The organism is Paenarthrobacter sp. NEAU-H11 (genome assembly GCF_050573415.1).
GTDB lineage: Bacteria > Actinomycetota > Actinomycetes > Actinomycetales > Micrococcaceae > Arthrobacter.
The window spans coordinates 363,631-388,683 of the sequence record NZ_JBNZGA010000002.1; the positions used below are offsets into that span (position 1 = coordinate 363,631).

General features: G+C 65.5%; 19 protein-coding genes. 5 read left to right on the top strand and 14 right to left on the bottom strand.

Going from position 1 to position 25,053, the window contains the following annotated elements; all coding sequences use genetic code 11:
• The first annotated feature begins 136 nt into the window (after positions 1–136).
• Entirely contained in the window at positions 137–1,159 is a 1,023-nt protein-coding gene (locus ACQ3DC_RS04280) for a DUF808 domain-containing protein (protein ID WP_321214349.1), read from the top strand.
• Here the strand turns inward: ACQ3DC_RS04280 and ACQ3DC_RS04285 are convergent, their stop codons facing one another.
• The 6 genes from ACQ3DC_RS04285 to ACQ3DC_RS04310 all read right to left on the bottom strand — a co-directional run bounded on the left by ACQ3DC_RS04285 (position 1,160) and on the right by ACQ3DC_RS04310 (position 6,758).
• Positions 1,160–1,804, bottom strand: coding sequence for a DUF1961 family protein (locus ACQ3DC_RS04285; protein WP_430751630.1), 645 nt, complete (start codon positions 1,802–1,804; stop codon positions 1,160–1,162). It abuts the gene before it with no gap.
• A gap of 42 nt (positions 1,805–1,846) precedes the next feature.
• The gene (locus tag ACQ3DC_RS04290) at positions 1,847–2,548 is read right to left on the bottom strand and encodes a rhamnogalacturonan acetylesterase (RefSeq protein WP_430751631.1); all 702 of its coding nucleotides are present in this window, start codon (positions 2,546–2,548) and stop codon (positions 1,847–1,849) included.
• Between the two features lie 30 nt (positions 2,549–2,578).
• Positions 2,579–3,451 (bottom strand): carbohydrate ABC transporter permease, encoded by an 873-nt coding sequence (locus tag ACQ3DC_RS04295; protein ID WP_157241214.1) that lies wholly within the window; start codon positions 3,449–3,451, stop codon positions 2,579–2,581.
• Positions 3,451–4,422, bottom strand: coding sequence for an ABC transporter permease (locus tag ACQ3DC_RS04300; RefSeq protein WP_430751632.1), 972 nt, complete (start codon positions 4,420–4,422; stop codon positions 3,451–3,453). The genes ACQ3DC_RS04295 and ACQ3DC_RS04300 overlap by 1 nt, the downstream gene beginning before the upstream one ends.
• Positions 4,423–5,952 (bottom strand): extracellular solute-binding protein, encoded by a 1,530-nt coding sequence (locus ACQ3DC_RS04305; protein WP_157241210.1) that lies wholly within the window; start codon positions 5,950–5,952, stop codon positions 4,423–4,425.
• Positions 5,953–6,089: 137 nt separating this feature from the next.
• Positions 6,090–6,758: a YesL family protein gene (locus ACQ3DC_RS04310; RefSeq protein ID WP_430751633.1), complete on the bottom strand. Its 669-nt coding sequence runs from the start codon at positions 6,756–6,758 to the stop codon at positions 6,090–6,092.
• A gap of 237 nt (positions 6,759–6,995) precedes the next feature.
• Between ACQ3DC_RS04310 and ACQ3DC_RS04315 the strand changes: the two genes are divergently transcribed.
• Both ACQ3DC_RS04315 and ACQ3DC_RS04320 read left to right on the top strand, forming a co-directional pair.
• Positions 6,996–8,246: a Gfo/Idh/MocA family protein gene (locus ACQ3DC_RS04315; RefSeq protein ID WP_430751634.1), complete on the top strand. Its 1,251-nt coding sequence runs from the start codon at positions 6,996–6,998 to the stop codon at positions 8,244–8,246.
• Positions 8,246–11,566, top strand: a complete 3,321-nt coding sequence (locus ACQ3DC_RS04320) for a family 78 glycoside hydrolase catalytic domain (RefSeq protein ID WP_430751635.1) — start codon at positions 8,246–8,248, stop codon at positions 11,564–11,566. Before ACQ3DC_RS04315 ends, ACQ3DC_RS04320 begins: the two co-directional genes overlap by 1 nt.
• Positions 11,567–11,590: 24 nt before the next feature.
• Here ACQ3DC_RS04320 and ACQ3DC_RS04325 read toward each other — a convergent pair whose 3' ends face one another.
• The 5 genes from ACQ3DC_RS04325 to ACQ3DC_RS04345 are packed head-to-tail and all read right to left on the bottom strand — an operon-like array spanning position 11,591 to position 16,743.
• Positions 11,591–12,844, bottom strand: coding sequence for an MFS transporter (locus tag ACQ3DC_RS04325; RefSeq protein ID WP_430751636.1), 1,254 nt, complete (start codon positions 12,842–12,844; stop codon positions 11,591–11,593).
• Positions 12,845–12,888: 44 nt separating this feature from the next.
• Positions 12,889–13,515, bottom strand: coding sequence for a Poxvirus protein I5 (locus ACQ3DC_RS04330; RefSeq protein ID WP_430751637.1), 627 nt, complete (start codon positions 13,513–13,515; stop codon positions 12,889–12,891).
• A gap of 22 nt (positions 13,516–13,537) precedes the next feature.
• The gene (locus tag ACQ3DC_RS04335; RefSeq protein WP_321214358.1) at positions 13,538–14,455 is read right to left on the bottom strand and encodes a carbohydrate ABC transporter permease; all 918 of its coding nucleotides are present in this window, start codon (positions 14,453–14,455) and stop codon (positions 13,538–13,540) included.
• Positions 14,452–15,405 carry a carbohydrate ABC transporter permease gene (locus ACQ3DC_RS04340; RefSeq protein ID WP_321214359.1) on the bottom strand — a complete coding sequence of 318 codons (954 nt, stop codon included), beginning with the start codon at positions 15,403–15,405 and terminating at the stop codon, positions 14,452–14,454. Before ACQ3DC_RS04340 ends, ACQ3DC_RS04335 begins: the two co-directional genes overlap by 4 nt.
• A gap of 48 nt (positions 15,406–15,453) precedes the next feature.
• A complete protein-coding gene (locus tag ACQ3DC_RS04345; RefSeq protein WP_430751638.1) occupies positions 15,454–16,743 on the bottom strand; it encodes an ABC transporter substrate-binding protein in 1,290 nt (429 codons plus the stop codon).
• A gap of 199 nt (positions 16,744–16,942) precedes the next feature.
• On the opposite strand from ACQ3DC_RS04345, the gene ACQ3DC_RS04350 reads away from it, so the two are divergent.
• Positions 16,943–18,958 (top strand): beta-galactosidase, encoded by a 2,016-nt coding sequence (locus ACQ3DC_RS04350; protein WP_430751639.1) that lies wholly within the window; start codon positions 16,943–16,945, stop codon positions 18,956–18,958.
• A gap of 490 nt (positions 18,959–19,448) precedes the next feature.
• Positions 19,449–20,990 (top strand): HNH endonuclease, encoded by a 1,542-nt coding sequence (locus ACQ3DC_RS04355; protein WP_430751640.1) that lies wholly within the window; start codon positions 19,449–19,451, stop codon positions 20,988–20,990.
• A gap of 124 nt (positions 20,991–21,114) precedes the next feature.
• On the opposite strand, the gene ACQ3DC_RS04360 is transcribed toward ACQ3DC_RS04355, so the two are convergent.
• From ACQ3DC_RS04360 to ACQ3DC_RS04370, 3 genes are all read right to left on the bottom strand, one after another.
• Complete coding sequence (locus ACQ3DC_RS04360; RefSeq protein ID WP_421092492.1) at positions 21,115–22,482, bottom strand: ABC transporter substrate-binding protein; 1,368 nt, start codon at positions 22,480–22,482, stop codon at positions 21,115–21,117.
• Between the two features lie 239 nt (positions 22,483–22,721).
• Positions 22,722–23,663, bottom strand: coding sequence for a carbohydrate ABC transporter permease (locus ACQ3DC_RS04365; RefSeq protein WP_421092491.1), 942 nt, complete (start codon positions 23,661–23,663; stop codon positions 22,722–22,724).
• Positions 23,653–24,597 carry a carbohydrate ABC transporter permease gene (locus ACQ3DC_RS04370; protein ID WP_321214363.1) on the bottom strand — a complete coding sequence of 315 codons (945 nt, stop codon included), beginning with the start codon at positions 24,595–24,597 and terminating at the stop codon, positions 23,653–23,655. Before ACQ3DC_RS04370 ends, ACQ3DC_RS04365 begins: the two co-directional genes overlap by 11 nt.
• Positions 24,598–25,053 lie beyond the last annotated feature (456 nt).

Here is a 25,053-nt window from a genome sequence, read left to right on the forward strand (position 1 = left end):
GGAATGCTGGCCGTGCGCAGCGGAGCCGGGCCGGTACGGCTGCCCGCCCCCCGTATAATCTCAGCATGCCGATCACGCGCCTGCACCCAGGCAGCCAAGCCCAGCCGACGGAACGCGAACACTGCGGGAGCGGTCTGTGAGCGGCGGCCTCGTCGCCCTGCTGGACGACGTCGCGGCCCTGGCCCGCATCGCCGCCGCGTCGGTTGACGACGTCGCAGCCGGAGCCGCCAAGGCGGGAGCCAAGGCCGCCGGTGTGGTCATCGACGACGCCGCTGTAACCCCGCAGTACGTGTCCGGGGCTGACCCGTCCCGCGAACTGCCGATGATCAAGCGGATCTTCTGGGGCTCGCTCCGGAACAAGCTGCTGATCATCCTCCCGGCCCTGCTGCTCATCAGCGCCTTCCTCCCGTGGGCCATCCCGTTCATCCTCATGCTGGGCGGCACGTACCTGTGCTTCGAAGGTGCCGAGAAGGTCTGGCACAAACTCCGCCGGGACCACTCGGACGAAAAAGCGCCGGCGGTCCAGCGGGGTCCGGAGGCGGAGGCGAAGGTGGTCAAGGGCGCCATCACCACAGACTTCATCCTGTCCTGCGAGATCATGGTCATCTCGATGAACGAGGTGGCCGCCGAATCCATCTGGGCGCGGGCTGTCATCCTGGTGGTCGTGGCCCTCGCCATCACGGTGCTCGTGTACGGTGCGGTGGCACTGATCGTCAAGATGGACGACATTGGCCTGCACCTGGCCGCCAAGGAATCTGCGGGCTCGCAACGCTTCGGCGAGCTGCTGGTCAAGGGGATGCCCGCCGTGCTGGCTGCAATCACCCTGATCGGGACAGTCGCCATGCTGTGGGTTGGCGGCCACATCATGCTGCAGGGGGCCTACGACCTCGGCTGGCACCTTCCGTATGACCTGGTCCATGCCCTTGAGGCCCCGGTCGCCGGAATCGCGGGCATTGGCGGGCTCCTGGCCTGGCTCGTGAACACCCTGTGCTCAGCCGTCCTGGGACTCGTGTGGGGCCTCGCCGTGATGGCCGTCCTGCACCCGCTGCTGAAGGCCCTGCCGTTCGGCAAGGAGAAGGGCCAGCACGAGGAAGGTGACGTCCGCGCCGAACTCGCCGGCTACCGGCCGACGAAACACAAGGCGGATCCCGCTCCCTAGCTAGAGTTCCTCCACCACCAGGTTGCGGTAGGCCGCCCGGAGCGGGGCCATGTGCCGGAAGCCCAGGTGGCCGGCCCCAAGCACCTTGCCGGACGGATCCTGCCACTCAAGCAGCGGCAACCCGTTGATGGAAAAAGCCACGCGTGGCCCGTCCTTCACCACCTCCAGGCGGTAGAAGTCCATCGCGTCCCCGGCAGGCGGCAACGGATCGGCACCCTGCGCCACGAGCTCAAAACCCGCGCTCTTGCGCAGGTTGCAGGTGCGGAACGCCCGCTCGGACGCGTATTTGTGCCGGAAGTAGGAGATGTGCAGGGCATCGATGTCCCCGGAATGGTATTGCGGGTAGTACCCCGTCCGCGGTGCGAGCCCGGGTGAGAACAGGTCCCGCCCGCCGTGCCCCCGGGCGGCGAAGAAGAGCATGGCCAGGCCCGGCTCCTCCAGCGGAAGGAACTCCCAGCTGATCCGGACTCCGTCCGGGAACTCCACCGGGCACCAGAACGTCCAGTGCGCGTGGTCCCCGAATTCCGCGTCGTCCAGCGAACCCGAAAGTTCCAGCGCACCGCCATGCCCGCCCGCGCTCAGCGGCCCTTCCGCCACCCAGTCCGCGACATCCTCCGGCCCGGTCAGTGCGTTGCTGTAGAGCACCTTCGTCCCCGGGCCAGGCGTTCCCAAGCCAGGCGTGCCCACTTAGCTGCGTCCCGCCGTCGTACTTAACACACTGTCCGGGACCAGCCCCAGCTCCTGGAGCTCCGCGGCAACATGCTCCGCCACCAGGGCGGCTCCCGGCCGGGAAAAGTGGGTGTTGTCCGCCAGCCCTTCCGGCCAGTAGGCGTGCGTGCCCGGCGCAAAGTGGCAGAAGAGGGACGCCGAGTCCTCCGGTCCCAGGCGAAGGTAAAGCCCGCGCGTCCACGCGTTCAGGTCAACCACCGGCAGCCCCAGCTCCAGGCCGATTTCCCGGACCACCTCCGGGTAGTCCTCCAGGCTCGGCTCCAGGATCCCCTCCGCAGCAGCGTCCGACGGCGGCGCGTCCAGGAAGTGCCGCCGCTCCACCGGGGTGCACAGGACGGGAAGCGCCCCGCGGCTCCGCACGTCCCCGGCCATGGTGCGCAGGTTCGCCGCGTAACCGGTGCGGGCCGCGAGGTGTTGCCTCTTCTGGTCGTTGTGGCCGAACTGGATCAGCACCAGGTCCCCCTCGGCTGCTTCCGAAAGCAGCCGGCCCCACAGCCCCTCCTCCCGGAAGGACTCCGTGCTTGCCCCGCCCTTGGCGAAGTTGTGCACGGCCGCCCGATTGTAGACATGCGGCGCAAGCTGCGCTCCCCAGCCGCTCATGGGGTACTCATGCGTGGGGCAGTTGGCCACCGTGGAATCTCCGGCGAGCAGGATTTTCATGCTGTGCTTTCTGGTAGTCCGGCTCCCCCATCAGCCCTTGACGGAGCCGATGAGCATGCCTTTGGCGAAGTGTTTTTGCAGGAACGGGTAGAAGACCAAAATGGGCAGGGTTGCCACCACGATGACCGCGAATTTGATGCCCTGTTCCGGCGGGATGTAGTTGGGGTCCACGTTTCCGGTGCCGAGCAGGTCGGAGGAGGCTGTGACCTGGCGCAGGTACATCTGCAGGGTCCATTTGGAGTTGTCGGACAGGTAGAGAAGGGGTGACATGAAGTCGTTCCAGATGCCCACGGCGTAGAACAGCGCGAACGTGGCCAGCACCGGCTTGGACAGCGGCAGCAGGATGCGCCAGAGGATCCCGACCTCGGTGGCGCCGTCCATCTTGGCGGATTCCTCGAGCTCGGCGGGAAGCTCCTGGAAGAAGTTCTTGATGATGATCAGGCTGAACGGGTTGATGGCCGCCGGCAGGATCAGGGCCCAGTAGCTGTTGAGCAGGCCGAGGTCCTTGACCAGCAGGAAAGTGGGAATCATGCCGCCGGAGAAGACCATGGCGAAGACCACCAGGGACAGGATGAGCTTGCGGCCGCGGAGGTTCCGTTTGGCCAGCGGGTAGGCCATGGTGACGGTCAGGATCAGCTGGACCCCGGTGCCCACGGCGGTGACCAGGACAGTGGTGACCAGGGCGCGGATGAAGGCGGGCGTGGAGAAGATGTACTCGTAGGAGCCCAGGGAAAACTGTTCGGGCCAGACGAAGAAGGCCCGCCGGGTGATCTCGGCTTCGGTGGCGAAGGAACCGGCGAAAACATAGATGAACGGCAGCAGGGTGATGATGCCGATCAGGGCCAGGAAGACGTAGTTGGCGGCGTCGAAAATCCGGCCGCCGGTGGTGTTGTGAATCTTCATTAGAACAGTCCGCTCTGGTTGAACCGCTTGGCCAGGGCGTTGGTGCCGAAGATCAGCACGATGCCCACCAGGGATTTGAACAGTCCCACCGCGGTGGAATAGGAGTAGGCGCCCTGGGTGATGCCCACGAAGTAGACGTAGGTGTCGAAGACGTCAGCGACATCGCGGTTCAGGGCGTTGGTCATCAGGTAGATCTGCTCGAAGCCGGTGTTGAGCATCTGCCCGATCGCGAGGATGAGCATCACGATGATGGTGGAGCGGATCCCGGGCAGGGTGATGTGCCATACCCGGCGGAACCGTCCGGCGCCGTCAATGATGGCGGCCTCGTACTGGTCCTGGTCCACGGTGGCCAGGGCGGCGAGGAAGATGATGGTTCCCCAGCCGGTGTTCTTCCAGATCTCTTGGAGCACGATCAGCGGCCGGAACCAGGCAGGGTCGGACAGGAAGTCGATGTCCGTGCCCATCACGTTGTTCAGGAACAGGAACAGCGGGCCGAAGTCCAGCGCGAACAGCAGGAAACTCAGCGACGCCACGATGGTCCACGAGAGAAAGTGCGGGATGTAGACCAGGGTCTGGACGGTGCGCTTGAGGATGGAGAGGCGGACCTCGTTCAGCAGCAGCGCCAGCACGATGGTCAGCGGGAACGCGATACCCAGGTTCAGGAACGCCAGGACCAGCGTGTTGCCCAGCAGCCGGGGGAAGTCCGGGTTGGCGAAGAAGTCCTGGAAATGCTGGATCCCCACCCACGGGCTGCCGTTCACCCCGAGGAACGGGACGTAGTCCTTGAAGGCGATCGACACCCCGTACATCGGGGCGTAGCGGAAGACGGCGAAATAGAGCACGCCGGGCAGCAGCAGGAGGTACAGCCACTTATAGTGCGCGAAGTGGACGGAGAACCTGCCCCGCGGCCGGGGAACGGAGACGGGCTGCGCCCGCTCCCCGGCCTGGGCGTCAATGACAGGGGCTGCCATTTACTTGCTGTCCTGCCAGAGCTTGTTGATTTCTTCCTGGACCTTGTCGCCGCCGCTGCTCTTCCACAGCTTGATGGCGTCCTTCAGGCCCTGCTCATCAATCTGGCCGGCCAGGTACTTGATCCGGGCATCGGCCACAATGTTGTCCAGCTGCGCGCCCTTGGCCACATACGTGGGTGAGACGAAGGCTGCTGCCGGGTTGTAGACCGCGCTCTTGAGGTCCTCGGCCATGACCTCGACCCGCTTGTCGAAGACCTCCTGCTCGTAGCCCGAGGCCTGCTTGACCGGGTAGAAGTTGTTGCCCGTGACGTTCATTCCCAGCTGGGCGTAGCTCTTGATATCGGTGTTGACCACCTTGCCCTCAGGGGTCTCGGGTTTGATGGTGGCGGCCTTGCCGTCCTCCACCGTGAAGTTCACGCCCTCGATGCCGTTGTTCAGCAGGACAGCGGTTTCCTTGGAGTTCATCTTGTTCAGGAACTCCAGCACGGTCTTCAGCTCGGCCTCGGTCCGGACGCTGGTTTTGGGAATGGCCAGGAAGCCGGAGTAACCGTCGGTGGGATGTGTGTGCAGTTCACCGTCCGGGCCTTCGAGCCCGCCGACAAAGCCGACCTTGTTTTCAAAGTCGTTGGGGTTGGCCTGCTTGAACAGGTTGATCAGCACGCTGACACGGGAGTCGACGTCGATAATGATGCCGCCCTTGCCGTTGAAGAAGGGCTCGTTCCACTTGGTCCCGTCGAAGGTGGCAAAGTCAGGGTTGATGAGCTTCTCATCCACCATCTTCTTGACGAAGCGGTTGGCTTCGATGAACTCTTCGGTCTCAAAGCTCGGGACCAGCTTGCCGTCACGTTCGGCCCAGCGGTTGCCGGCGCCGTACCAGGTTTCGATCATGTCGTAGGGGCTGTTGGACCCCAATGCGCCCCACTTCGGGATGGTGATGCCCCAGGTATCGTTCTGGCCGTTGCCGTCCGGGTCCTGTTCCGTGAAGGCCTTGGCCACCTTGTAGAGGTCCTCGGTGGTTTTGGGCGCTTGCAGGCCCAGTTTGTCCAGCCAGTCCTGGCGGAACATGACAGCCGAGCGGATCGGGTTGCGGGCGCGGTAAACGCCGTAGACCTTGCCGTTGATGCTGGCGTTCCGCTCCACCGCCGGGGAGGTGGACTTCAGGTTTGGGTACTCCTTGAGCTTATCCGTGAGGTCCCAGAAGGCACCCGCTTCGGCGTTCTTGACGAAGCCCGGAGACTTGCTCTGCACCACCAGGACGTGCGGAATCTCGGACGAAGCCAGCGTGATGTTCATCTTGTCTTCATAGGAGGCGTTAGGCGTCCAGGCGATGTTGACGTCCTTCCCTGTGAGTTCCTCCAACTTCTGTTGGACGGCGCCGTCCGCGGAGGGCGGCTGCGCCTCGAGGAAGGGGGCCATCACGTTGATGGCGGCCAGGTCCGCGGACTGGGTTTCCCCGGCTCCGCAGGCTGTCAGTGTCAGGGCCGTGGCGGTCACGACGGCGGCGGCCAGGCTGAGTTTTCTAGTAATCATCTTGTTCCTTTTCCACTTCTTCTGGGTTGGTTGGCGAGCATGGCATAGGGATTTTGATACGTTTCAGTAGTGCGGTGAGGCCGACGGCGGCAAGGGGCCGGAGCACCGGCGCAGGACTTGCTGGCGGGTACGACGGGTCAGGCCACTGAGGCCACCGGCACGGCATCATCGGGGGCTGCCGCTTCCGCCGTGGCGACCGATTCGTCATTGGCGCTGAAGAACCTGTCACACAGCCAGCCTGTAACGAACAGCCAGGCGCCGACGCTGAAGAACGGGATCAGGCCGGGGACCGTGCTGCTTGCATAGAACGCGGCAGCGGAGATGAACAGCAGGATGACCGTTCCAGCCAGATGGCGGAAGGCAAAACGGGACGACGTGAGCAGGTACTGGGCCAGGGGCAGCTCATACCGCGCATACATGGGAAAGAGGTAGCACGCTGCCCCGGCCAGGAAGATGGCCACCACGAAGATTCCTGCCGCAACGAGCTGCGAAATGACATCGCCGGAGCGCGAAAAGTAGTTCCAGTTCATGGCCAGGACTACCGCCACACCCATGACGGGCAGGGCGATGGCATTGGCTCTGCCGAAGTTGCTGAAGTAGTGGGAAGCAAAGCTCCGAGCCAGCGGAGCCCCATCCCCCCGCACCCGCTTTCGTATTGCGATGTGGGCGGCCGCGGTGGCCGGACCGGCACCGAGGATGCCCGCGCCAGCCAGGGCAAAAAAGATCCACAGCAAGTTCAGGCAGGCGATCCAAAGGAGCGTGTCAAAGAACGAGTAGGCACGGGCGTTGAAGGATCCAGACGGCATGGCGCAGCTCCCTCCATTTCTCCATCGTTGCAGAGGCGAAGGCGGTAGTGGTCCGCGTCACGCCAGTAATCGGTTTCTCGAAAATCTAGACCCCCTGAGGCGGTCGGGTCAAGCCAACTTTTGAATCGTTACATAACTGGACTCCAACCCTTCCCGTCCCGCACACTGGTTGGTGGAAAGCGCTTGCTGAATCCTGCTCGCGCAACGGCCAGTGCCCGCCGGGCAGAACGGAGAACCATGGGAACGCCAAGAGGCACCCGTTCCACCGAAACGCCCGCCGAAGCGCCCGCCGAAGCGTCCGCCGGGGCCTGGGCGCCTGCCATGGACGGCAGCAGGGCAGCCAGGGTGGCCCTCGTCGGCGTGCACGGCTTCGGCACCCACCACCTCCGCAACCTTGAACGGCTCCAGGCGGCAGGCGCCGTCGAACTCATTGCCGTGGCGGACCCGCAGCCGCCGGAAGCCGGTTCCCTCCCGCCGTCTGCCGCGGTCTATCCGGGGCTGGCCGAGCTGCTCGCCGCCACCCGGACGCTGGACCTGGTCATCGTGGCAACCCCCATCCAGACCCATGCCCCGCTGGCGCTGGCGGCCCTGCGGACAGACGCGGACCTCTATCTGGAGAAGCCTCCCGTTGCGTCATTGGCGGACTTCAACCGGCTCTGTGACGCAGCCGCGGCATCGGGCAGAAGCGTCCAGGTGGGGTTCCAGAGCCTCGGTTCGCATGCCCTTCAGGCCATCGAAGACCTGCTGGCGGACGGCACCATCGGCACGCTCCAGGGCATTTCGGCCACGGGCCGCTGGGTCCGCGACCGGGCGTACTACAAACGCTCACGGTGGGCCGGAAAGCGCAGCATCAACGGCGTGGACGTGGTGGACGGTGTGGCCACCAATCCCCTGGCGCATGCCGTGGCAACGGCGTTGAGGATCGCCGGGGCACGGACCACGGCTGATGTGGTGTCCGTGGAAACCGAGCTGTACCGTGCCAACGATATCGAGTCCGATGACACCTCAGTGATCCGTATCCGCACGGTGTCCGGCCTGCCCATCACCTGCGCCCTCACCATCTGCGCGGCGGAATCGGTGGAGCCCTGCGTCACCCTCCAGGGATCAGCCGGAACTGCCGTGTTCCACTACACGGAGGACCGCCTGAGCGTCACCACGGAGGCCGGCACCTCCGAGGAAACCTATGGCCGCGACGACCTCACCGAGAACCTCCTGGCGCACCGGAACGGCGGAACCCCGCTGACCAGCCCGCTGCTGGACAGCGGCGCATTCATGCTGGTCCTGGAAGCGGTCCGGACCGCTCCGCCGCCCGCGCCCATCGGTGATGCGCACGTCCGGTGGGAGGGGGCAGGTGAAGCAGCCCGCGCCGTCGTCCTTGACATCGAGTCGGCACTGGACCGTGCCGGCCGCGGGCACGCCACGTTCAGTGAGCTGGGCCTGCCGTGGGCAACCAGTGCCCCTCACGCCTTCAGCCTGCCGGTTTCCTGATGCGCCGGCAGTGGGCAGGGAAGGCCGCGGCACGCAAAGCACCAGCCACCGCCACCGGCCAGCTGCACGCCGTCAACCTCCTGACCGACGGCCTCGCGGCCTGCCTGACGGCCACGCCGCGCCCCACCTTCAGCTGGCAACTTGCCCAGCAGGAGGGCGCAGACCCGGCGCGCGCACTGCAGACCGGCTTTGAAATCACGGTGGAAGACTCACAAGGGGTGAAGTTTTGGAGTTCGGGGCCGGTCCCCTCCGCCGCCCAGCGGGGCGTCCCCTATTGCGGGCCAGCGCTCGACGACGACACAGACTATGCCTGGCGCGTGCGGGTCCGCGACGCAACAGGAATGCCCGGGGCCTGGTCCGCGGCGCAGCCTTTCAGCACCGGGCTTGCCGATCCTTCCTGGCAGGCGGACTGGATCAGGAGGGTGCCCGGCGGCCGCGCACCCCTGGAAATCCTGGACAACGCCCTGCGGGTGGCGGGCTCGCCGTTCCTTCCGGTTCCCTGCCCGCCTGTCCGCAGCTTCCGCCTTGAAGCCCGCGTCCGGCCGGCCATGGGATGGGCGGGACTGATCCTGCGGAGCAACGGACCCGGCACAGGCCTGCTGCTGGAACTCAACTCGGCGGGCGAGGTGGTCCTGCGGCATGCACCGGAATGGGACATTCCCGCCCCGGGCGCCCCGGAGACCGCCGAGCTGGCCACGGCCCGGCTGCCGCGCCAGGACGTGGCGTCCGGCTCGTGGCAGGACCTGGTGGTCACTGATGACGGGCTGGCCATCACAGTCTCCCTGGACGGTGTAGAACTCTTGGCCGTGCATGAGCCGGCCGCTGCCGGGTCCGCCGGCAAACTCGCCCTGCACCAGGGTCCGCGGACCCAGGCCGAGTACGCGTCCCTTCGCATCACCACCGCCGGCGCCCTGCTGCTGGACCACAAGTTCAACGCCGCCGGGGACCACGCCCGCGCCTGCCTGGCCCACTGGAGTTCCACTACGGCGCACCGCCAACCGGATGAATGGACCTTGTTCCGGACCACCCTGACGTTGACCGGTACAGTGCGCCGCGCGCGGGTGTTCCTGGCCGCGAACCACCACGCGCAGCTCTCCCTGGCCGGTACCGCCTGCTTGAGCACAACATCCTTCGGCTATCCGGGCGAAGGCTACTACGACGCCGCAGACGTCACCGGGCTGCTCGCCGCCCAGCCTCCGGCCACAGCTGTTCCGCTGACGGCCCTGCTCCACTGGTACGGCCCGGGCCAAGGCCGCGCCGCCGGACTGCCCGGCCTGCTGGTCCACATCAGCGTGCAGTACACGGACGGCCGCCGGGAAGTGTTCGGCTCCGGAGCGGACTGGACCGCAGGCGAGGCGCCCTACCGGCAGTCCGGGTACCGCAACGACGAGGGCGACCCCGTGGAACACCTGGACGGGCATGCTGCCGCCGCCCCTCCCTCCGCCGCCGATGACCTGCCCGCCGCGATCAGTTACGGCGGCCACCCGGCACCGGAATGTCCCCGGCTGCACCCGCGCCGCACTTTCCTTGCCCAGGAATTCGCGGCGCCCAAGGCCTTTCTGGCGGCTGACGACGGCACGCTGGTGGCGGACTTCGGCCAGGTCCTTCCCGGGCGCCCCGAAGTGGACTTCCTGGACGGCGTTCCCGGCCGCACCCTTATGATCCGTACCGGCTACACCCTCCGGGCCGACGGACGGGTGGACACCGGAAGGACGGCAAGCCAGAACACGGACATGTCCTTCCCGTATACGCAGTCGGCGGGCCCGCAGCAGTTCCGGGCCACGGTGCACCTGGGCTTCCGCTACCTTGAGCTTCCCGGCGTGGACACCGCAGAGGTGAACCGGCTGGGCGCACTGGTGGTGCACGGCCGGCATCCGGGCGAGGGGAGCTTCAGCAGTTCGGATCCCGCCCTGAATGATGTCTTCAAGCTGCTGCGGGACTCAGCACTGTTCGGCGTCCAGGAGCAGTTCGTGGACACCCCTACGCGGGAGAAGGGCCAGTTCCTGGCGGACGCCGTGAACATCTCCTACGCCACGATGGCGCTCTTCGGGGAACATGCCTATACCGCCCAGGCGCTGCGCGAGTTCGGCTGGTCGGCGGCCCGGTACTGGACAGACGGCGAAGACCGGGGCCGCTACAACGCGGTATACCCCAACGGGGACGGCAAGCGCGACATACCGGATTTCTCCCTCATGATTCCCGAGTGGGCCGAGGAGTACCATCTGCGCACCGGGGACCTCGCCCTGGTCCGGGAACTGCTGCCGCACTGCCGCAACACCGCGGACTACGCGCTGCGGCACATTCCGGCAGATGGTCCGACGGCGGGACTGGTCACCCGGCTGGGCGGCGGTTCCGGCCCCTACCTGCACGGCATCGTGGACTGGCCCGAACCCGGCCGGTTCGGCTACGACATGGAGTGCGCGGCCAAGACAACCGTCAACGCCCAGGCCTATTCTGCACTCGTCGCCACGTCCCGGCTCTGCAGCCTGGCGGGCGACCACGAGGCCGCCATCCGCTACGCCTCGTCTGCCCGGCACCTGGCCGGCGCAATCCGCGCCCGCCTGCGCGTGGACGGTGTGATGGTGGACGGCCTGCACGCCGACGGCACACCCAGCTCGCACGCCTCACAGCACGCCACGTCCTTTCCGCTGTCCTTGGGCATCACTGAGCCGGAACTGGCGGCCTCTGACGCCCGGCGGATCGCCGGCCTGGGCATGATGCAGGGGCCCATGACCGTGCACCGCCTGGTTCGCGCACTCCTTTCCCAGGGGCTGACGGACGCCGTGCTGGACCTTCTGACGGACAAGGACCAGCCCGGCTGGGCACGTCTTTTGGACCGCGGTGCCACCTTCACCTGGGAGGCGTGGGACCTGGTGGAGGGAACGGACTACAGCCAGTCCCACGCCTGGTCGGCATCCGTGGCCAAGGAGATCCTTGAACACCTGCTGGGCGTCCGGTACAGCTCACCGGGAGGCTGCGGGCTGGTGCTCGAGCCACCGCTGTGCCGGCTGGAACATGCCCGCGGCTCCGTGCCTGCGGCGAACGGATATGTGGAGGCCAACTGGAGCCGGGAAGACGGGCTGGTGCGGCTGGAATGCACCATTCCGGCCGGAACCACCGCAGTTGTCCGGCTACCGGCCGGCAGGTACCGGGTCACGTCCCGGCCTAAGCACGCTGCGGCGGATGCCGCCGTCGAACAATCCGCTCCGGCGAGTCCCGCGAAACCGGGCATGCATCCCGACGGCGGCACGGCCAGCGGTGCAGCCAAGGTGGAGTTCCGCGTCCTTGCCGGCACCTGGACGTTCACGCCATCCCGGTGATCCGCACCCGCGCCGTACGCGGGCTTAGGTTTTCCGGGAGTTCAGCCAGAGCAGGAATCCGATGACGGCGGCTGACAGCATGCCTCCGGCGCCGGTGGCCACCAAGCCGGGCCGCACGCCGAACTGCTCAGTCAACCAGCCGGCCAGGAGACCGCCCAGGGCATGGCCGCCGAGCAGGAGCGGAAGGTAGAGGGCCATCACGCGGCCACGGATTTCCGGCCCGGCTTCAAGCTGGACCGCGGTGGCGGCGCTGGTCAGGAACAGGAGGGTCATGAGGCCCACCACCGCAAGCATCGCAGTGAAGAGGACGAGGTTGGGCATCAGGGCAGCCACCAGCTGGGAGAGCCCGAACAGGCCGGCGGCGGCCACGATCCCCTTCCGGCCCAGGCTTCTCAGCCGGGCTGCCAGGAGCGCTCCGGCCAGGGCACCGAGGGCGCTGACGGTATTGAAGAGGCCGAACCCTTCAACGCCGTTGTGCCACACCCGCTCGGCGAACGCCGCCAAGACCACCGGTCCGTTCATGCCGAACACACCCAACAGCCCGGCCAGGGCAATGACCAGCAGCAACGGAGGCCGTTCCCGGACGTAGCGGAACCCGGCCAGGAGCTGGCCCTGCCCGCGAACCACCGGAACGCTTGTGTGCAGCTCGGCAGGACGGATGGCCGCGATCAGGCCGAGGACCAGCAGGCACAGCAGCGAGTTCGCCGCGAACGCCGCGGCCGTTCCTGCCTGCGCAATGACAACTCCTGCCAGGGCCGGCCCCGCCATGGCGCCCAGCTGGCCGGTTGCATTGTTGAGGCCGATAGCGGGCCGGAGGGCGGCGTCGCCTACCACTTCGTTAACGAACACCTGGATGGCAGGCTGGTTGATGGCCGACGTCACGCCGAGCGCAGCGCAACTGGCGTAGACAGCCCAGACGGTGATGGTGCCGGTCGCCGCCCAGGCCGCCAGGCCCAGGGCCAGGACGGCAACGACGGCCTGGCAGGCCAGCATGATGCGCCGCTTGGAAAACATGTCCACCAGCAGGCCGCTCAGGGGCCCCACCACCAGCATGGGAAGGAACTGGAGGGCAACGGCCACGCCGACGGCGGCGGGACTGCCGGTCAGCTGCAGCACCAGCCAGTCCTGGGCGAGCCGCTGCATCCACACACCCACGCTCCCTGCAAACACCAGGGCCAGGAAGAGCCGGTAGTTCCGCTGCGTCAGCGGCTGGTACCACCGGGGCTGGTCCTGCGGGGAATGGACGGACTGTTCGGAACGCTGGCGGTCGGAAGGCACGTCGGACTCAACTCAATAGTGGCGGGCAGGACCAGGAAAAATGTTCAGCGGGCGGAACGCAGTTTGACCGCCGCGGCGGCGAGGATGAGGGTGCCGGGAACCACCACGAAGAGTGCTGCGAGCATCCAGACGAAAACCACTGCCCCGAAGAGTGCGGCAGCCAGCAGGAGCGATCCGGTCCAGTCCCTGACGGACAGCGATTGGGCATTTTCGAGCGCCAAGCGCCAGGCACTCTTGCCATCCTTTGAAGAGACTGCGGCGTCAGGCCACCCGGCGGCGGTGCGCAGCAGCAGGATGGCCGCCCCGGCGGCAAGGATGAGGGTGGCCGGCAGGACCACTTCGCGGCCGGGCAGCTGCCCCACCCATGCGAGCAGCAGGTTGAGGACAATCACGACGGCGGCTGCCGCCGTCGTGATTCCCAGCTTCCAGCTGCCGGGCAGGGCAGCTTTGAACGTGCCCCAGAGGCCGCGGACGGAATCGTCGCGGCCGGAGAGGTGCCGTTCCAGGTGGGCGATTCCCGCCGCGTACGCGGCGGGAATCGTCACCAGCGGGACGGAGAGCACCAGGACCAGCACCCCGGCCAGGAGGGTCTCGGAGAACAATGCGAAGCGGTTCACCGGGACGGGTTCGTGGTGGTTGGGGGCGGGTGTGGTGCTGTCCATGGCGCTCATTTTCTGTCTCGGGTTCCCGGCACTAGCCTTTGAGGCCCTGGGTGGAGACGCCTTCGACGATGTAGCGCTGGAACACCAGGAAGAAGATCAGCACGGGCAGGAGGGCCAGGACGGACATGGCGATCATGGCGCCGTAGTCCGAGGACTGGGTCTGGTCCACGAAGAGGCGCAGCGCCAGGGGCAGCGGGTACTTGTCCGGGGTGTTCAGGTAGAGCAGCGGGCCCAGGAAGTCGTTCCAGCTCCAGATGAAGGAGAAGATCGAGGTGGAGATCAGGGCCGGCTTCATCAGCGGGAGCATGATGGAGGTGAAGATCCGGACGTGCCCGGCGCCGTCGATCCTTGCCGCCTCGTCCAGCTCACCGGGGAGGTTGCGCATGAACTGGACCATGAGGAACACGAAGAACGCGTCGGCGGCGAGGAACTTGCCGATCAGCAGCGGCACGTACGTGTCCACCAGGCCCAGCTGCTGGAACACGATGTACTGCGGGATGATCACCACGTGGAACGGCAGGAGCAGGGTGGCGATCATCATGCCGAAGAACACGCTGCGGCCGGGAAATTTGATCCGGGCGAACGCGTAGGCGGAGACCGACGCGGAGAGGACGGTTCCCGCCACGGCGCCGACGGCCAGGATCAGGGAGTTGGTGAAGAACTGCAGGGTGGAGACCCCGCCGATCCCGTCCATGGCTGTGACGAAGTTGTCGAAGCTGAAGTTGTTGGACCACAGCGACGTGTTCGCGCCGCCGATCTCGGCATTGGGCTTGAACGAGGAGGCGATCATCCACAGGCCCGGGTACAGGACCACGGCCGTGAGTGCCAGCGCCACGACGTGGAAAATGGTGCTCTTGGCGCGCTTGGCACCTGCTGATTCGGATTTCGGGTTGTAGTGCGGCACCTGTGCGTCGCGGGCGGACTGGGTGGGGGTTGCCATGGTTGTCATTTTGCATCACCGCTGTAATGGACCCAGGACTTGGACGTGCGGAAGATGATCAGGGTCAGGATGCCCACCACGATCAGGAGCAGCCAGGCCATGGCCGAGGCGTAGCCCATCCGGAAATCGCTGAAGCCCCGCAGGTAGAGGTAGAGGGTGTAGAAGAGGGTGGAGCCGGCCGGGCCGCCTTCACCGTTGGAGATGATGTAGGCCGAGTTGAAGATCTGGAACGCGTGGATGGTTTCCATCAGCAGGTTGAAGAAGATCACCGGCGAGAGCATGGGCCAGGTGATGTTGAGGAACTTCCGCACCGGCCCGGCCCCATCCATGGACGCGGCCTCGTAAAGGTCGTTGGGGATCTGCTTCAGGCCGGCCAGGAAGATCACCATCGGGGCGCCGAACTGCCACACGGTCAGCAGGATGAACATCGGCATGGTCATGGCCGGGTTGCCCACCCACCCGCCCAGGTTGATCCCGAAGAGGGACAGGCCCTGGTCCACCGGGCCGGAATCGCCGAACATGGCCTTCCAGACAATCGCGATGGACACCGAGGCGCCGATCAGGGACGGGGCATAGAACGCGGACCGGTAGAACCCCTGGCCGCGGCGCTTGCTGTTCAGGAGCATCGCCACTGCCAGTGCGGCGGCGAGCTTGAGCGGGGTACCGAACACAACGTAGCTGACGGTCACGCCCACCGACTGCAGGAACCGCTCGTCCTGGAAGAGGGTGGTGTAGTTGTCGAAACCGATCCATTTGGGCGGATCAAACAGGTTGTAGTTGGTGAAGGACAGATACAGCGAGGAAATCATCGGCCCGATGGTGAGGGCGATGAATCCCAGCAGCCAGGGCAGCAGGAAGGTATAGCCGGCGCGGGCGTCCACCCCCCGCTGCCGCGACTTGCGCGGCAGCGGGGAGGCGGACGACGTCGAACGCCTGCTCAGGGTTGGGCTTTGGGTCACGGGTTCATTCCGTCAGTTGTGGACGTCTTGGTCAGTCAGTCTGCCTGGTCAGGCGTTCTGCTTGATGAGGTCTTCGGCTTCCTTGAACCAGGAATCGGCTGCACCGTCGATGGTCAGCTTGCCGTAGTTCAGGTCCGAGCTGACCCGCTTGAAGGATGTCTCGAGGGTGCCGAAACCGACGATGGGCGGCTCGGGAGCGTCCTTGAGGTACTGCTCGATCGACTTTTCGTAGTCGACGACGAGCTTGTCAGTACCTTCGAAGGTGGTGCCGTCCCGCTGGGTCTTCGACGCCGGAACGCCGCGGGAGGTCTTGAAGATGTTGCTCACCTCGGGGTCGTTGACCATGAAGTCGATGAAGCGGGCAGCAGCATCCTTGTACTTGGTCTTGGCGCTGGCCACCATCAGCATGGACGGCTTGAGGAACAGGCCCAGGTTGTCCGGGTCATCCGAGGGCACCGGCACAAGCTTGAGCTCCTTGGCACCGCTGTCCCCGAGGTAGGCAGCCATGAAGTTGTCCCAGGTGACTTCGCTGGCGGTGACATTCGAGCCAAAGGGGGACTTGGGGGCGAGCTGGGTGACGCGCTCTTCGGAGACGAGGGCAGGGGTGCCGCGAAGGGCGGCGGTCTGGTTCCACCACTTCTTCAGGTCATCCTTGGTGAAGCCGAGCTTGCCGTCCTCAGTGAACGCTTGGATGTTGTTCTGGCGCAGCCAGATGTTGAACATCCACCAGACGCCGGTGTAGTCGGTGGAGCCGAAAAGCGCGCCGTTGCCCTTGGTGCCTACTTCGGCGAGGAAGGCGTTGTACTCCTTGTAGGTCCACGTGCCGTCCGGCTCGGCAATGCCCAGGGAGGCCAGCTTGGCGGGATCGTAGTAGACGGCGAAGGCGTTGGTGCTGGTGGGGATGCCGTAGGTCTTGCCCCGGATCTGGCCGGACGGCAGGAGGGACTTGTCAAAGGCATCCGTGTTGATCTTGACGGTACCCAGGTCCAGGAGCTGGTTGCGCTGGCCGTAATCCCGCAAGTAGGAGAGGTCCCACTGCATAACGTCGGGCAGGCCGCCGCCGGCAGCTTCGGTGGCACGCTTCTGCCAGTACCCGGCGAAGTCGGTGAAGTTGCCGTTGACCTTGATATCCGGGTTCTTCGACTCGAACAGGGCAATGGCCTTGCGGGTGCGCTCCGCACGGTCATCGTTGCCCCACCAGGTGTAATTGATGGTGACGGGCTTCTCGGCGGTGCCGGTCCCTCCGGAAGAGCTGGAGCCCGTTCCGCACGCCGCGAGGGCCGCAGCAGATGCGGTGCCGACGGCCACGGTGGTGAGGAAATGCCTTCTGTTGATCATGGGAGCCTCCTTGCTCGATCTGTGCAATGCTGTCGCCCACCTGCAACGGGAGTAGTGAGCTGGCTTACACGGCTTCTGAATCGATACAATATCGGCATTCCCGGCTGCGGGCAAGCGTTTTCCATGAATATGGGCAAGCGTTTTCCAAGAACACGTTTTCTCCCAGTGCCACAGCCCTCCCATTAGATAAAGGAGTCCCATGGATTCGCAGGATATCCCTCAGCCGGCCAGCGTCTGGAACAACATCGGAGGCATCGCCTACGGCGGGGACTACAACCCTGAGCAGTGGCCCGTCAGCGTCCGTATGGAGGACCTGGAGCTGATGAGGGAAGCGGGCGTGAACTTCCTGAGCGTGGGAATTTTCTCCTGGGCACTGCTGGAACCCGCCGAAGGGAAGTACGACTTCGGCTGGCTCGATGAGGTGCTGGACAACCTCCACGGCATCGGCGTCAAGGTCGCCCTGGCCACCGCCACCGCAGCTCCCCCGGCATGGCTGGTACGGAAGCATCCGGAAATCCTCCCGGTCACGGCTGACGGAACCGTGCTGGGCCCGGGGTCACGGCGGCACTACACGCCGTCGTCGGCCGTTTACCGCCGCTACGCCAGCGGCATCACCCGGATGCTCGCTGAGCGCTACAAGGACCACCCCGCCCTGGCGCTGTGGCACGTGGACAACGAACTGGGCTGCCACGTTTCGGAGTTCTACGGCGAGGAAGACGCCGCCGCGTTCCGCCTGTGGCTCGAGCGGCGGTACGGCAGCATCGCGGCCTTGAATGCAGCCTGGGGCACAGCGTTCTGGTCCCAGAACTACGGCTCATTCGAGGAGATCCTGCCGCCCGCAGCCGCGCCTTCCACGCTGAATCCGGGGCAGCAGCTGGACTTCCAGCGCTTCAGCTCCTGGGTACTCATGGACTACTACCGCGAACTCGTGGCGGTCCTGCGGGAAGTCACACCGGGCGTGCCGTGCACCACCAACCTCATGGCTTCCAGCGCCACCAAGTCCATGGACTACTTTGACTGGGCCAAGGACCTGGACGTCATCGCCAACGACCACTACCTCGTGGCCGCCGATCCGGAGCGGCACATCGAACTCGCGTTCAGCGCGGACCTCACCCGCGGCATCGCGGAAGGGGACCCGTGGATCCTGATGGAACATTCGACGTCGGCCGTCAACTGGCAGCCGCGAAACCGGCCCAAGATGCCCGGGGAAATGCTGCGCAACTCGCTGGCGCACGTGTCCCGCGGTGCCGACGCCGTGATGTTTTTCCAGTGGCGGCAGAGCTTCGCCGGCTCGGAGAAGTTCCACTCGGCCATGGTGCCGCACGGCGGCCGGGACACACGGGTGTGGCGCGAGGTGGTGGAACTGGGGGCGGACCTGACGCGGTTGGCTCCGGTGCGCGGTTCCCGCGTGGAATCGCGGGTTGCCATCGTGTTCGACTACGAGGCCTGGTGGGCCAGTGAGATCGACTCCAAGCCGAGCATTGACGTGCGGTACCTGGACCTGCAGCGGGCGTTCCACCGCTCGCTGTTCCTTCGGGGCGTGTCCGTGGATTTCGTGCACCCTTCCGCTTCCCTTGATGGATACGACCTCGTGCTGGTGTGCACCCTGTACACCGTCACTGACGAGGCCGCGGCCAACATTTCCGCCGCAGCCTCCGCCGGCGCCACTGTGCTGGTGAGCTACTTCAGCGGGATCGCGGACGGGAAGGACCACGTCCGGCTGGGCGGCTATCCCGGGGCCTTCCGGGAGCTGCTGGGCGTTCGGGTTGAGGAGTTCCATCCATTGCTGGCCGGGTCGCAGCTGAAGCTGAGCGACGGGACCGTTTCTTCCATCTGGAGCGAGCACGTCCACCTGGCCGGCGGGGAAGCCATGCAGGCGTTTACCGAGTATCCGCTGGAAGGCGTACCGTCCCTCACGCGACGGGCCGTGGGTTCGGGAGCGGCCTGGTACCTGGCCACGTTCCCCGATCCCGACGGCATTGATTCCGTGGTGGACCGGCTGTTGGAAGAGTCCTGTGTGGCCCCCGCTGCTGCGGCCGACCCTGGTGTGGAACTGGTGCGGCGGCGCTCTGCCGACGGGCAGGGCTTCCTTTTCGCGATCAACCACACGCGTTCGGATGCCGCCGTGGAGGCATCCGGCCAGGATTTGCTGACCGGCGAACCGTTTCCGGGGCTGGTCCCGGCGGGCGGCGTGGCGGTAGTTGCGGAGGGCTAGGCACCCGCGCTAAGAACGTGCGACGGCGGCGCCTCCTTTGGCGTCGCCGTTCCGCTTCGCACAGGGCGGCCTGGAGGCGGGGCCGCTTGGGGCGGAGCGGCACAGGGCGGAGCGGCTTTTCCCGTTTTCCACATAGGGCTTTTGGGTGGCTGTCGTTGTCACACCCTGGTGGAAGACTTTGGCTATGGAAGCGGTATTGGGGACGGTTGCAGTGCTGGGGGCGGAGCCTCGGGTGCCCCTTGCTGCCAGCGTGCCGCAGCCCTCGCCTGTGGTTATCGAAGGGGATAAGCCGGACTCCTCCCCTGCCATTCCGACCTTTGCCGATAAACCCCACGCATCGCGTGCCATTCCCACCGCTGCCGATACACCCCACCCAACGCCTGTTGTTCCGGCTTCCGGAGGCGCGCCTGCGTCCCTGCCTGCCGCGCCGACCCTCGCTGATGCATTGGCCGTTCTGGCTGGTATTCCTGTGGCCCGCGATAGTGCGGGGATGGTTGAGCAGATGCGGCAGTGGGAGGACCTGAAATGCCTGGCCGGCGCGCAGCAGGCCCGGCTTGCTGTGGCCTTCGATCTATTGCAGCGGCAGGAGCAGGCTGACGCCGGCGTGCCCGTGGATGAGCAGGGCGCCGGTGTCGCGGCGCAGATCGCACTGGCACGGCGGGAATCCCCGGCCAGGGGGTCCCGGTTGCTGGGCCTGGCCAAAGCCCTTACGGGCATGCCCCGCACCTTCGCCGCCTTTCGGAGCGGCCAGCTGAACGAGTGGCGCGCCACCCTGATCGTGAAGGAAACCATCTGTCTCACGGTGGAGGACCGTGCCGGCGTGGATGAGGAACTCGCTGCCGACACCGGCACGCTCGACGGCGCCGGCGACCGCGCCATCGTCGCCGCAGTCCGCGCCGCGGCGTACCGCCGGGACCCCCGCTCCATCGCAAAGCGGGCCGCACGAGCGGTTACCGAACGGACCGTGAGCCTTCGCCCGGCCCCTGACACTATGACCTACCTGACCGCGCTGCTCCCCGTTGCCCAAGGCGTCGCCGCCTACGCCGCCCTGGCCAGGGACGCCGATGCCGCCCGCTCTGCAGGAGACGAACGGTCCCGGGGGCAAGTTATGGCCGACACCCTCGTCGACAGGGTTACCGGCACCCCGGCCGGCATCAGCGGGGTGGAGATTCAGCTCGTTATGACCGACCGCGCCCTGCTCCAGGCCGATTCAGAGACCGCCCGGCTTCCCGGGTACGGCACCATTCCCGCAGACTCGGCCAGAACCATCGCCCTTGCCAGTACATCGGCCGCGGGAATGCCGGCCACAGACCCAAGCACCGGCAGCGCTAGTTCTCCTGCCGCTGACGGCACCGCCGGCGACGGTGCCGGAGGCGAGGGCGCAGCGGGCGATCACGCCGCTGCTGTTCGCCGCGAGCTTGATGTGTGGGTCCGGCGGCTTTACACCGCCCCCGGCAGCGGGGACCTGCTGGCCATGGATGCCAAAGCCCGGCTTTTCCCGGCGGGGCTGAAGCGCTTCCTTCAAGTCCGGGACGAAACCTGCCGCACCCCGTACTGCGACGCCCCCATCAGGCATCACGATCACATCGCTTCCTGGCATAGCGGCGGAGCCACCAGCGCCGGCAACGGCCAAGGCCTCTGCGAAGCCTGTAACCACACCAAGGAAACCGGCGGCTGGGCGGCAGAACGCGTGCCCGGCCCGCGGCATACAGTGGCAACCACCACCCCAACCGGCCACACCTACTATTCCACCGCACCACCCCTCCCCGGAACATTCCCGGTACCTCAGGAAGACGGTAGGGGGCCACACCAGGTGGACCCGGGAGCGGAGCCACCCGGTCGTGCACATCCGGCCCGCCCCGCCCGGGCCCCGGCAGTCGCACAGTCGCCACCCCACGATGCCGTCCAACTCCCGGGAAGGGTGATGCCGCCGCGCGTCTATAGGCGGGGAGAACGCGTCCATGCGCAAGGAGCAGGTGTCGGACGGCCACGGTCCAGGGAAAGCGCCCTTCCCTGGCCTCCACAAGATTAGACAGCTCCGCCCCGGCTGGAACCTGATGGTTCCAGCCGGGGCGAAGCTGCCGCCCGCCGTCGGACGTGGTGGGCGGAGGAGGCGTCCACCCACGTTGTCCCAAGCCGTGTTGGCGGCGTGAAGACTAGCTGCTGATTGCGGATTTCATTTCGGCGTGGGCCTTCTTGCCGGCTTCCTCCGTGGACAGCCTCTCAAAGAGAACCTCGGAAGTGTAGCGCTTGATGATTTCCTGGATGGCCCCGGCTCCCTTCGGCGGCGGCGCGGGGGCTTCGCCCAGTTCGTCCTTGATCTGGTCGATGAACTTGACCACCTTCACGTCCGCCGGGGTCAGCTTGGACTCGATGGCCGCACGGACCTCGGAGTTCGGGTAGACGCCGCGGTCAGCCAGCAGGGTCTCGCCGGCCTTGACGTCGTTGGCCAGGAAGTTGATGAACTTGGCGGTCTCCTCAGGGTGCTTGGTGCGTGAGGACGCGGACCAGAACTGGGAAGCCTTGTACCAAAGCTTCGCATCGGCGGATGACCCGGTCTTGCTGGGGAACCGCAGGATCTTCAAGTCGCTGCCGGATGCCTTCTCCAAGGCAGGAGCCTGGTTGGACCACCAGAATGCGAGGCCGTTCTTTCCGGTGGCGAGTCCGGACTGGTCAAGCGGGGCGGCCTCAGCTTCCACAACCTCGGATGCCGTCGGAACGGCCTTGTTCTCGCTGAGCTGCTTCAGGAAGGCCCACCATTCGGCGATGTCGCCCGGCTCGAAGCCCAGCTTGCCATCGGAGGTGTAGAGGGACTTGCCGTTCTGGCGTAGCCAGACTCCGAGTGACGCCTCGTCGGTCCCGTAGGCGGCAGCGCCGTAGGTGCCCTTCGGGGACTTGGCAGTGACCTCGGAGGCGATCCGCCCAAAGTCCTCCCAGGTCCACTTGGAGTCGTCAGGCAGCGGAACACCGGCAGCCTCAAAAACCTTCGGGTTCGCCAGGATGGTGGCGGCGTTGATGCCGGCCGCTATGCCAGTCAGGCCGTCTTCGCCCTTGCCCGCGTTCAGTGCCGCTTCGTCGAGCTTGGAGGTGTCGATGTCGTACTTGGACAGGTCAAGAAGGGCTCCGCGGCTGGAGTACTCGGTGATGTACTTTTCGTCCATCTGGATAATGTCCGGGGCATCGTTCGCCGCCACCTGGGTGGCAAGCTTGTCCCAATAACCGCTCCAGTCACCGAATTCCGGCTTGATCTTGATGTTGGGGTTTTCGGCCTCAAACTTTTTGATGGCTTCCTGGGTCAGCTGGGCCCGCTTGTCGCCGCCCCACCAGGAGAAACGGAGTTCGACGGGGCCGTCAGCGTTTTGTTGACCGGATCCCCCGCCACAGGCACTGAGGCTCAGAGCCATGACGACGGCGGCAGCAGCTGCTGCAACACCAGTCTTACGTCGGCGGCGTCGTCCGCCCGTGGAGGATGTTGCTGCCGGCTGCTTGGCTGCAGCAGGGGCAGAGCGGGAAAAAAGCGGCATTGGTGCTCCGATCTTCTTTGATCTTGGTGCTGGGGCTGGAGTTCGGGGATGAATCTCAAACGAGGTGGCACCGAAACGGGAAACCGTTTTCTTAGTCTAAGAATACAAGTAGCAAACTTGTATTACAAGATGTTTCAGAATGTTATGGACCTCGGAAGCGGCCCGTCGGCGGACGGGCCGCTTCCTGCAGCGCAGTTAGTACCGCGGCCGGCGAGGGAGGCGTGTAAAAGCCGGGACTGCTATTTGATGCCTGTGGTGGCAATGCCCTTGATGAGGAACCGCTGGCCGAAGAGGAACACGAGGAAGACCGGCAGGAGCGACACGATGGACATCGCGAACAGCGATCCCCAGCTCGTAGCCGACTGCGAATCCACGAAGGCGCGCAGTGCGACAGGAACCGTGAACATGTCGGGGTCCGTCAGGTAGATCAGGGCGCCGAAAAAGTCGTTCCACGTCCAGATGAACGTGAAGATTGTGGTGGTGGCCAGGGCCGGGACCATCAGCGGCAGGATGACCCGCAGGAAGATGCGGGGGTGGCCTGCGCCGTCGATCCTTGCGGCCTCATCCAGCTCCCGGGGAATGCCGCGGATGAACTGGACCATAAGGAAGACAAAGAACGCTTCGGTGGCCAGCAGCTTGGGCACGATCAGCGGCCAGAACGTATTCACCCAGCCAATCTGCGAGAAAAGGATGTACTGGGGAACGATCACCACATGGAACGGCAGCATGATGGTCAGCAGCATGATGCCGAACAGCAGCTTCTTCGCGGTGAACTGAAGACGGGCGAAGGCGTACGCGGCCATGGAGCAGGAGACCAGGTTGCCAAGGATCGAGCCGATCACCACAATCGCGGAGTTGATCATGTAGTGGCCGAAGGGATGCGTCAGGGCCGACCAGCCTGAGGTGTAGTTGCTCATTTCCAGGCTGTTGAGCCAGAGTCCGGGTTCGCGGAAGATCAGCTCGTTGGGACGAAGTGATGAAACCACCATCCACAGCAGGGGGTAGATCATCAACCCGCCGGCAAGGATCAGGACGGCGTGCTTCATCAGGGCCTTGCCGCGCTGGGCCTTGCTGAAGGCCAGTGTTCCGCGGGACTCGCGGGGCTTGCGATGGTTCGTAGGCTTGCCGGCACCTCCGGACTTCTTGTCCGTGGCGGGCAGCGTCTCCAGCTTAGTCGTCATAGAAAACCCAATACTTAGAAGCGATGAAGTTGATGGCGGTGAACACACCGATGATCACCAGCAGGATCCACGCCATGGCGGAGGCGTAGCCCATGTCGAACTGGCCGAAGCCCTTTTGGTAGAGGTACAGGGTGAAGAACATCGTGGAGTCCGAAGGGCCGCCGTTGCCGCCCGAGACGATGAACGCCTGGGTGAACGACTGGAAGGACCCGATGATCTGCAGCACGAGGTTGAAGAAGATGATCGGGCTCAGCATGGGGAGGGTAATCCGCCAGAACTGCTGGAGGGTGGTGGCACCGTCAACCCTGGCTGCCTCGTAGTACATGTTCGGGATCTGGCGCAGGCCGGCCAGGAAGATGATCATGGGGGCGCCAAAGGTCCAGACGTGCAGCAGGATAATCGAGCCCAGCGCCGTGCTCGGGTCAGAAATCCAGCCGGGCCCCTGGATGCCGAACATGGCGAGGACCTGGTTCACCAGGCCGGTGGTGCCGAAAATCTGCTTCCAGAGGATAGCGACGGCAACCGAGCCGCCCAGCAGGGACGGCAGGTAGAACACCGAGCGGTAGAACGGCAGGCCTCGCAGGCCTTTGTCCAGGACGAGGGCAATCAGCAGCGCCACCGCAAGCTGGAGCGGGACCCCGATGAACACGTACGTGAAGGTCACGCCAAGCGAGTTGTGCAGCCGGGCGTCCGTGAGCATGCGGGTGAAGTTGTCCAGGCCCACCCATTCCGGAGGCTGGAGGAGGTTGTAGTCGGTGAAGGACAGGTACAGGGACATCAGCATGGGGCCGATGGTGATCGCCACCAGGCCCACCAGCCATGGCAGCAGGAAGATATAGGCGGCCTTGTTGTCCCTGCCGTTGGCCTTCTTTTCCGCGGCGGTGAGTTTGCCCTTTCGCCGGGTAATGGAGCTGAGTTCGCTGATGGCGCTCACTGGTCGCGCCCCATTCGTCTTGATGGCACCACTGCTGCCGGCATTCCTGCCGGGCGCGATACCTCCGGTATGTGCTTAGCGGCCATGTGGTCTCCTTTGGTCATCGTGGCCTCCACGTTGGTGTTTCCGCCCTGGGCGGAGGTGTGCTCCCGCTGCGGGGCGGCATCCCCGCCAAATTATTGGCAGTGGGAGGCCCCGCGCCGCCGGGAGGTGGGGGTTTGAAAAAGCGGCTCCGTACCAAAGTAAACGGTTTCTTGACTCGTGTATAGCCCTTTGCTAGTTTTTGAGAAAACGCTTTCCGCGTTGTCTGTCACTACGAATAGAATCGAAGGGCCCAGGGGACGCAACAGTGCGGTTTCGTCTCACGGAATCTGTCTTGGCGCGGATGTGCTGTTCGGGAAGATCTCGCCGCAGGGCGGCGCGAAAGGGGCTTCAAGAAGCCAGCTCCAAGCCGGC

Bases quoted from the DNA above. Each gene is read 5' to 3' on its own strand.
- ACQ3DC_RS04290 (WP_430751631.1), bottom strand. From the start codon at position 2,548: ATGAAAATCCTGCTCGCCGGAGATTCCACGGTGGCCAACTGCCCCACG.
- ACQ3DC_RS04295 (WP_157241214.1), bottom strand. From the start codon at position 3,451: ATGAAGATTCACAACACCACCGGCGGCCGGATTTTCGACGCCGCCAAC.
- ACQ3DC_RS04300 (WP_430751632.1), bottom strand. From the start codon at position 4,422: ATGGCAGCCCCTGTCATTGACGCCCAGGCCGGGGAGCGGGCGCAGCCC.
- ACQ3DC_RS04305 (WP_157241210.1), bottom strand. From the start codon at position 5,952: ATGATTACTAGAAAACTCAGCCTGGCCGCCGCCGTCGTGACCGCCACG.
- ACQ3DC_RS04310 (WP_430751633.1), bottom strand. From the start codon at position 6,758: ATGCCGTCTGGATCCTTCAACGCCCGTGCCTACTCGTTCTTTGACACG.
- ACQ3DC_RS04315 (WP_430751634.1), top strand. From the start codon at position 6,996: ATGGGAACGCCAAGAGGCACCCGTTCCACCGAAACGCCCGCCGAAGCG.
- ACQ3DC_RS04320 (WP_430751635.1), top strand. From the start codon at position 8,246: ATGCGCCGGCAGTGGGCAGGGAAGGCCGCGGCACGCAAAGCACCAGCC.
- ACQ3DC_RS04330 (WP_430751637.1), bottom strand. From the start codon at position 13,515: ATGAGCGCCATGGACAGCACCACACCCGCCCCCAACCACCACGAACCC.
- ACQ3DC_RS04335 (WP_321214358.1), bottom strand. From the start codon at position 14,455: ATGACAACCATGGCAACCCCCACCCAGTCCGCCCGCGACGCACAGGTG.
- ACQ3DC_RS04345 (WP_430751638.1), bottom strand. From the start codon at position 16,743: ATGATCAACAGAAGGCATTTCCTCACCACCGTGGCCGTCGGCACCGCA.
- ACQ3DC_RS04350 (WP_430751639.1), top strand. From the start codon at position 16,943: ATGGATTCGCAGGATATCCCTCAGCCGGCCAGCGTCTGGAACAACATC.
- ACQ3DC_RS04355 (WP_430751640.1), top strand. From the start codon at position 19,449: ATGGTTGAGCAGATGCGGCAGTGGGAGGACCTGAAATGCCTGGCCGGC.
- ACQ3DC_RS04360 (WP_421092492.1), bottom strand. From the start codon at position 22,482: ATGCCGCTTTTTTCCCGCTCTGCCCCTGCTGCAGCCAAGCAGCCGGCA.
- ACQ3DC_RS04365 (WP_421092491.1), bottom strand. From the start codon at position 23,663: ATGACGACTAAGCTGGAGACGCTGCCCGCCACGGACAAGAAGTCCGGA.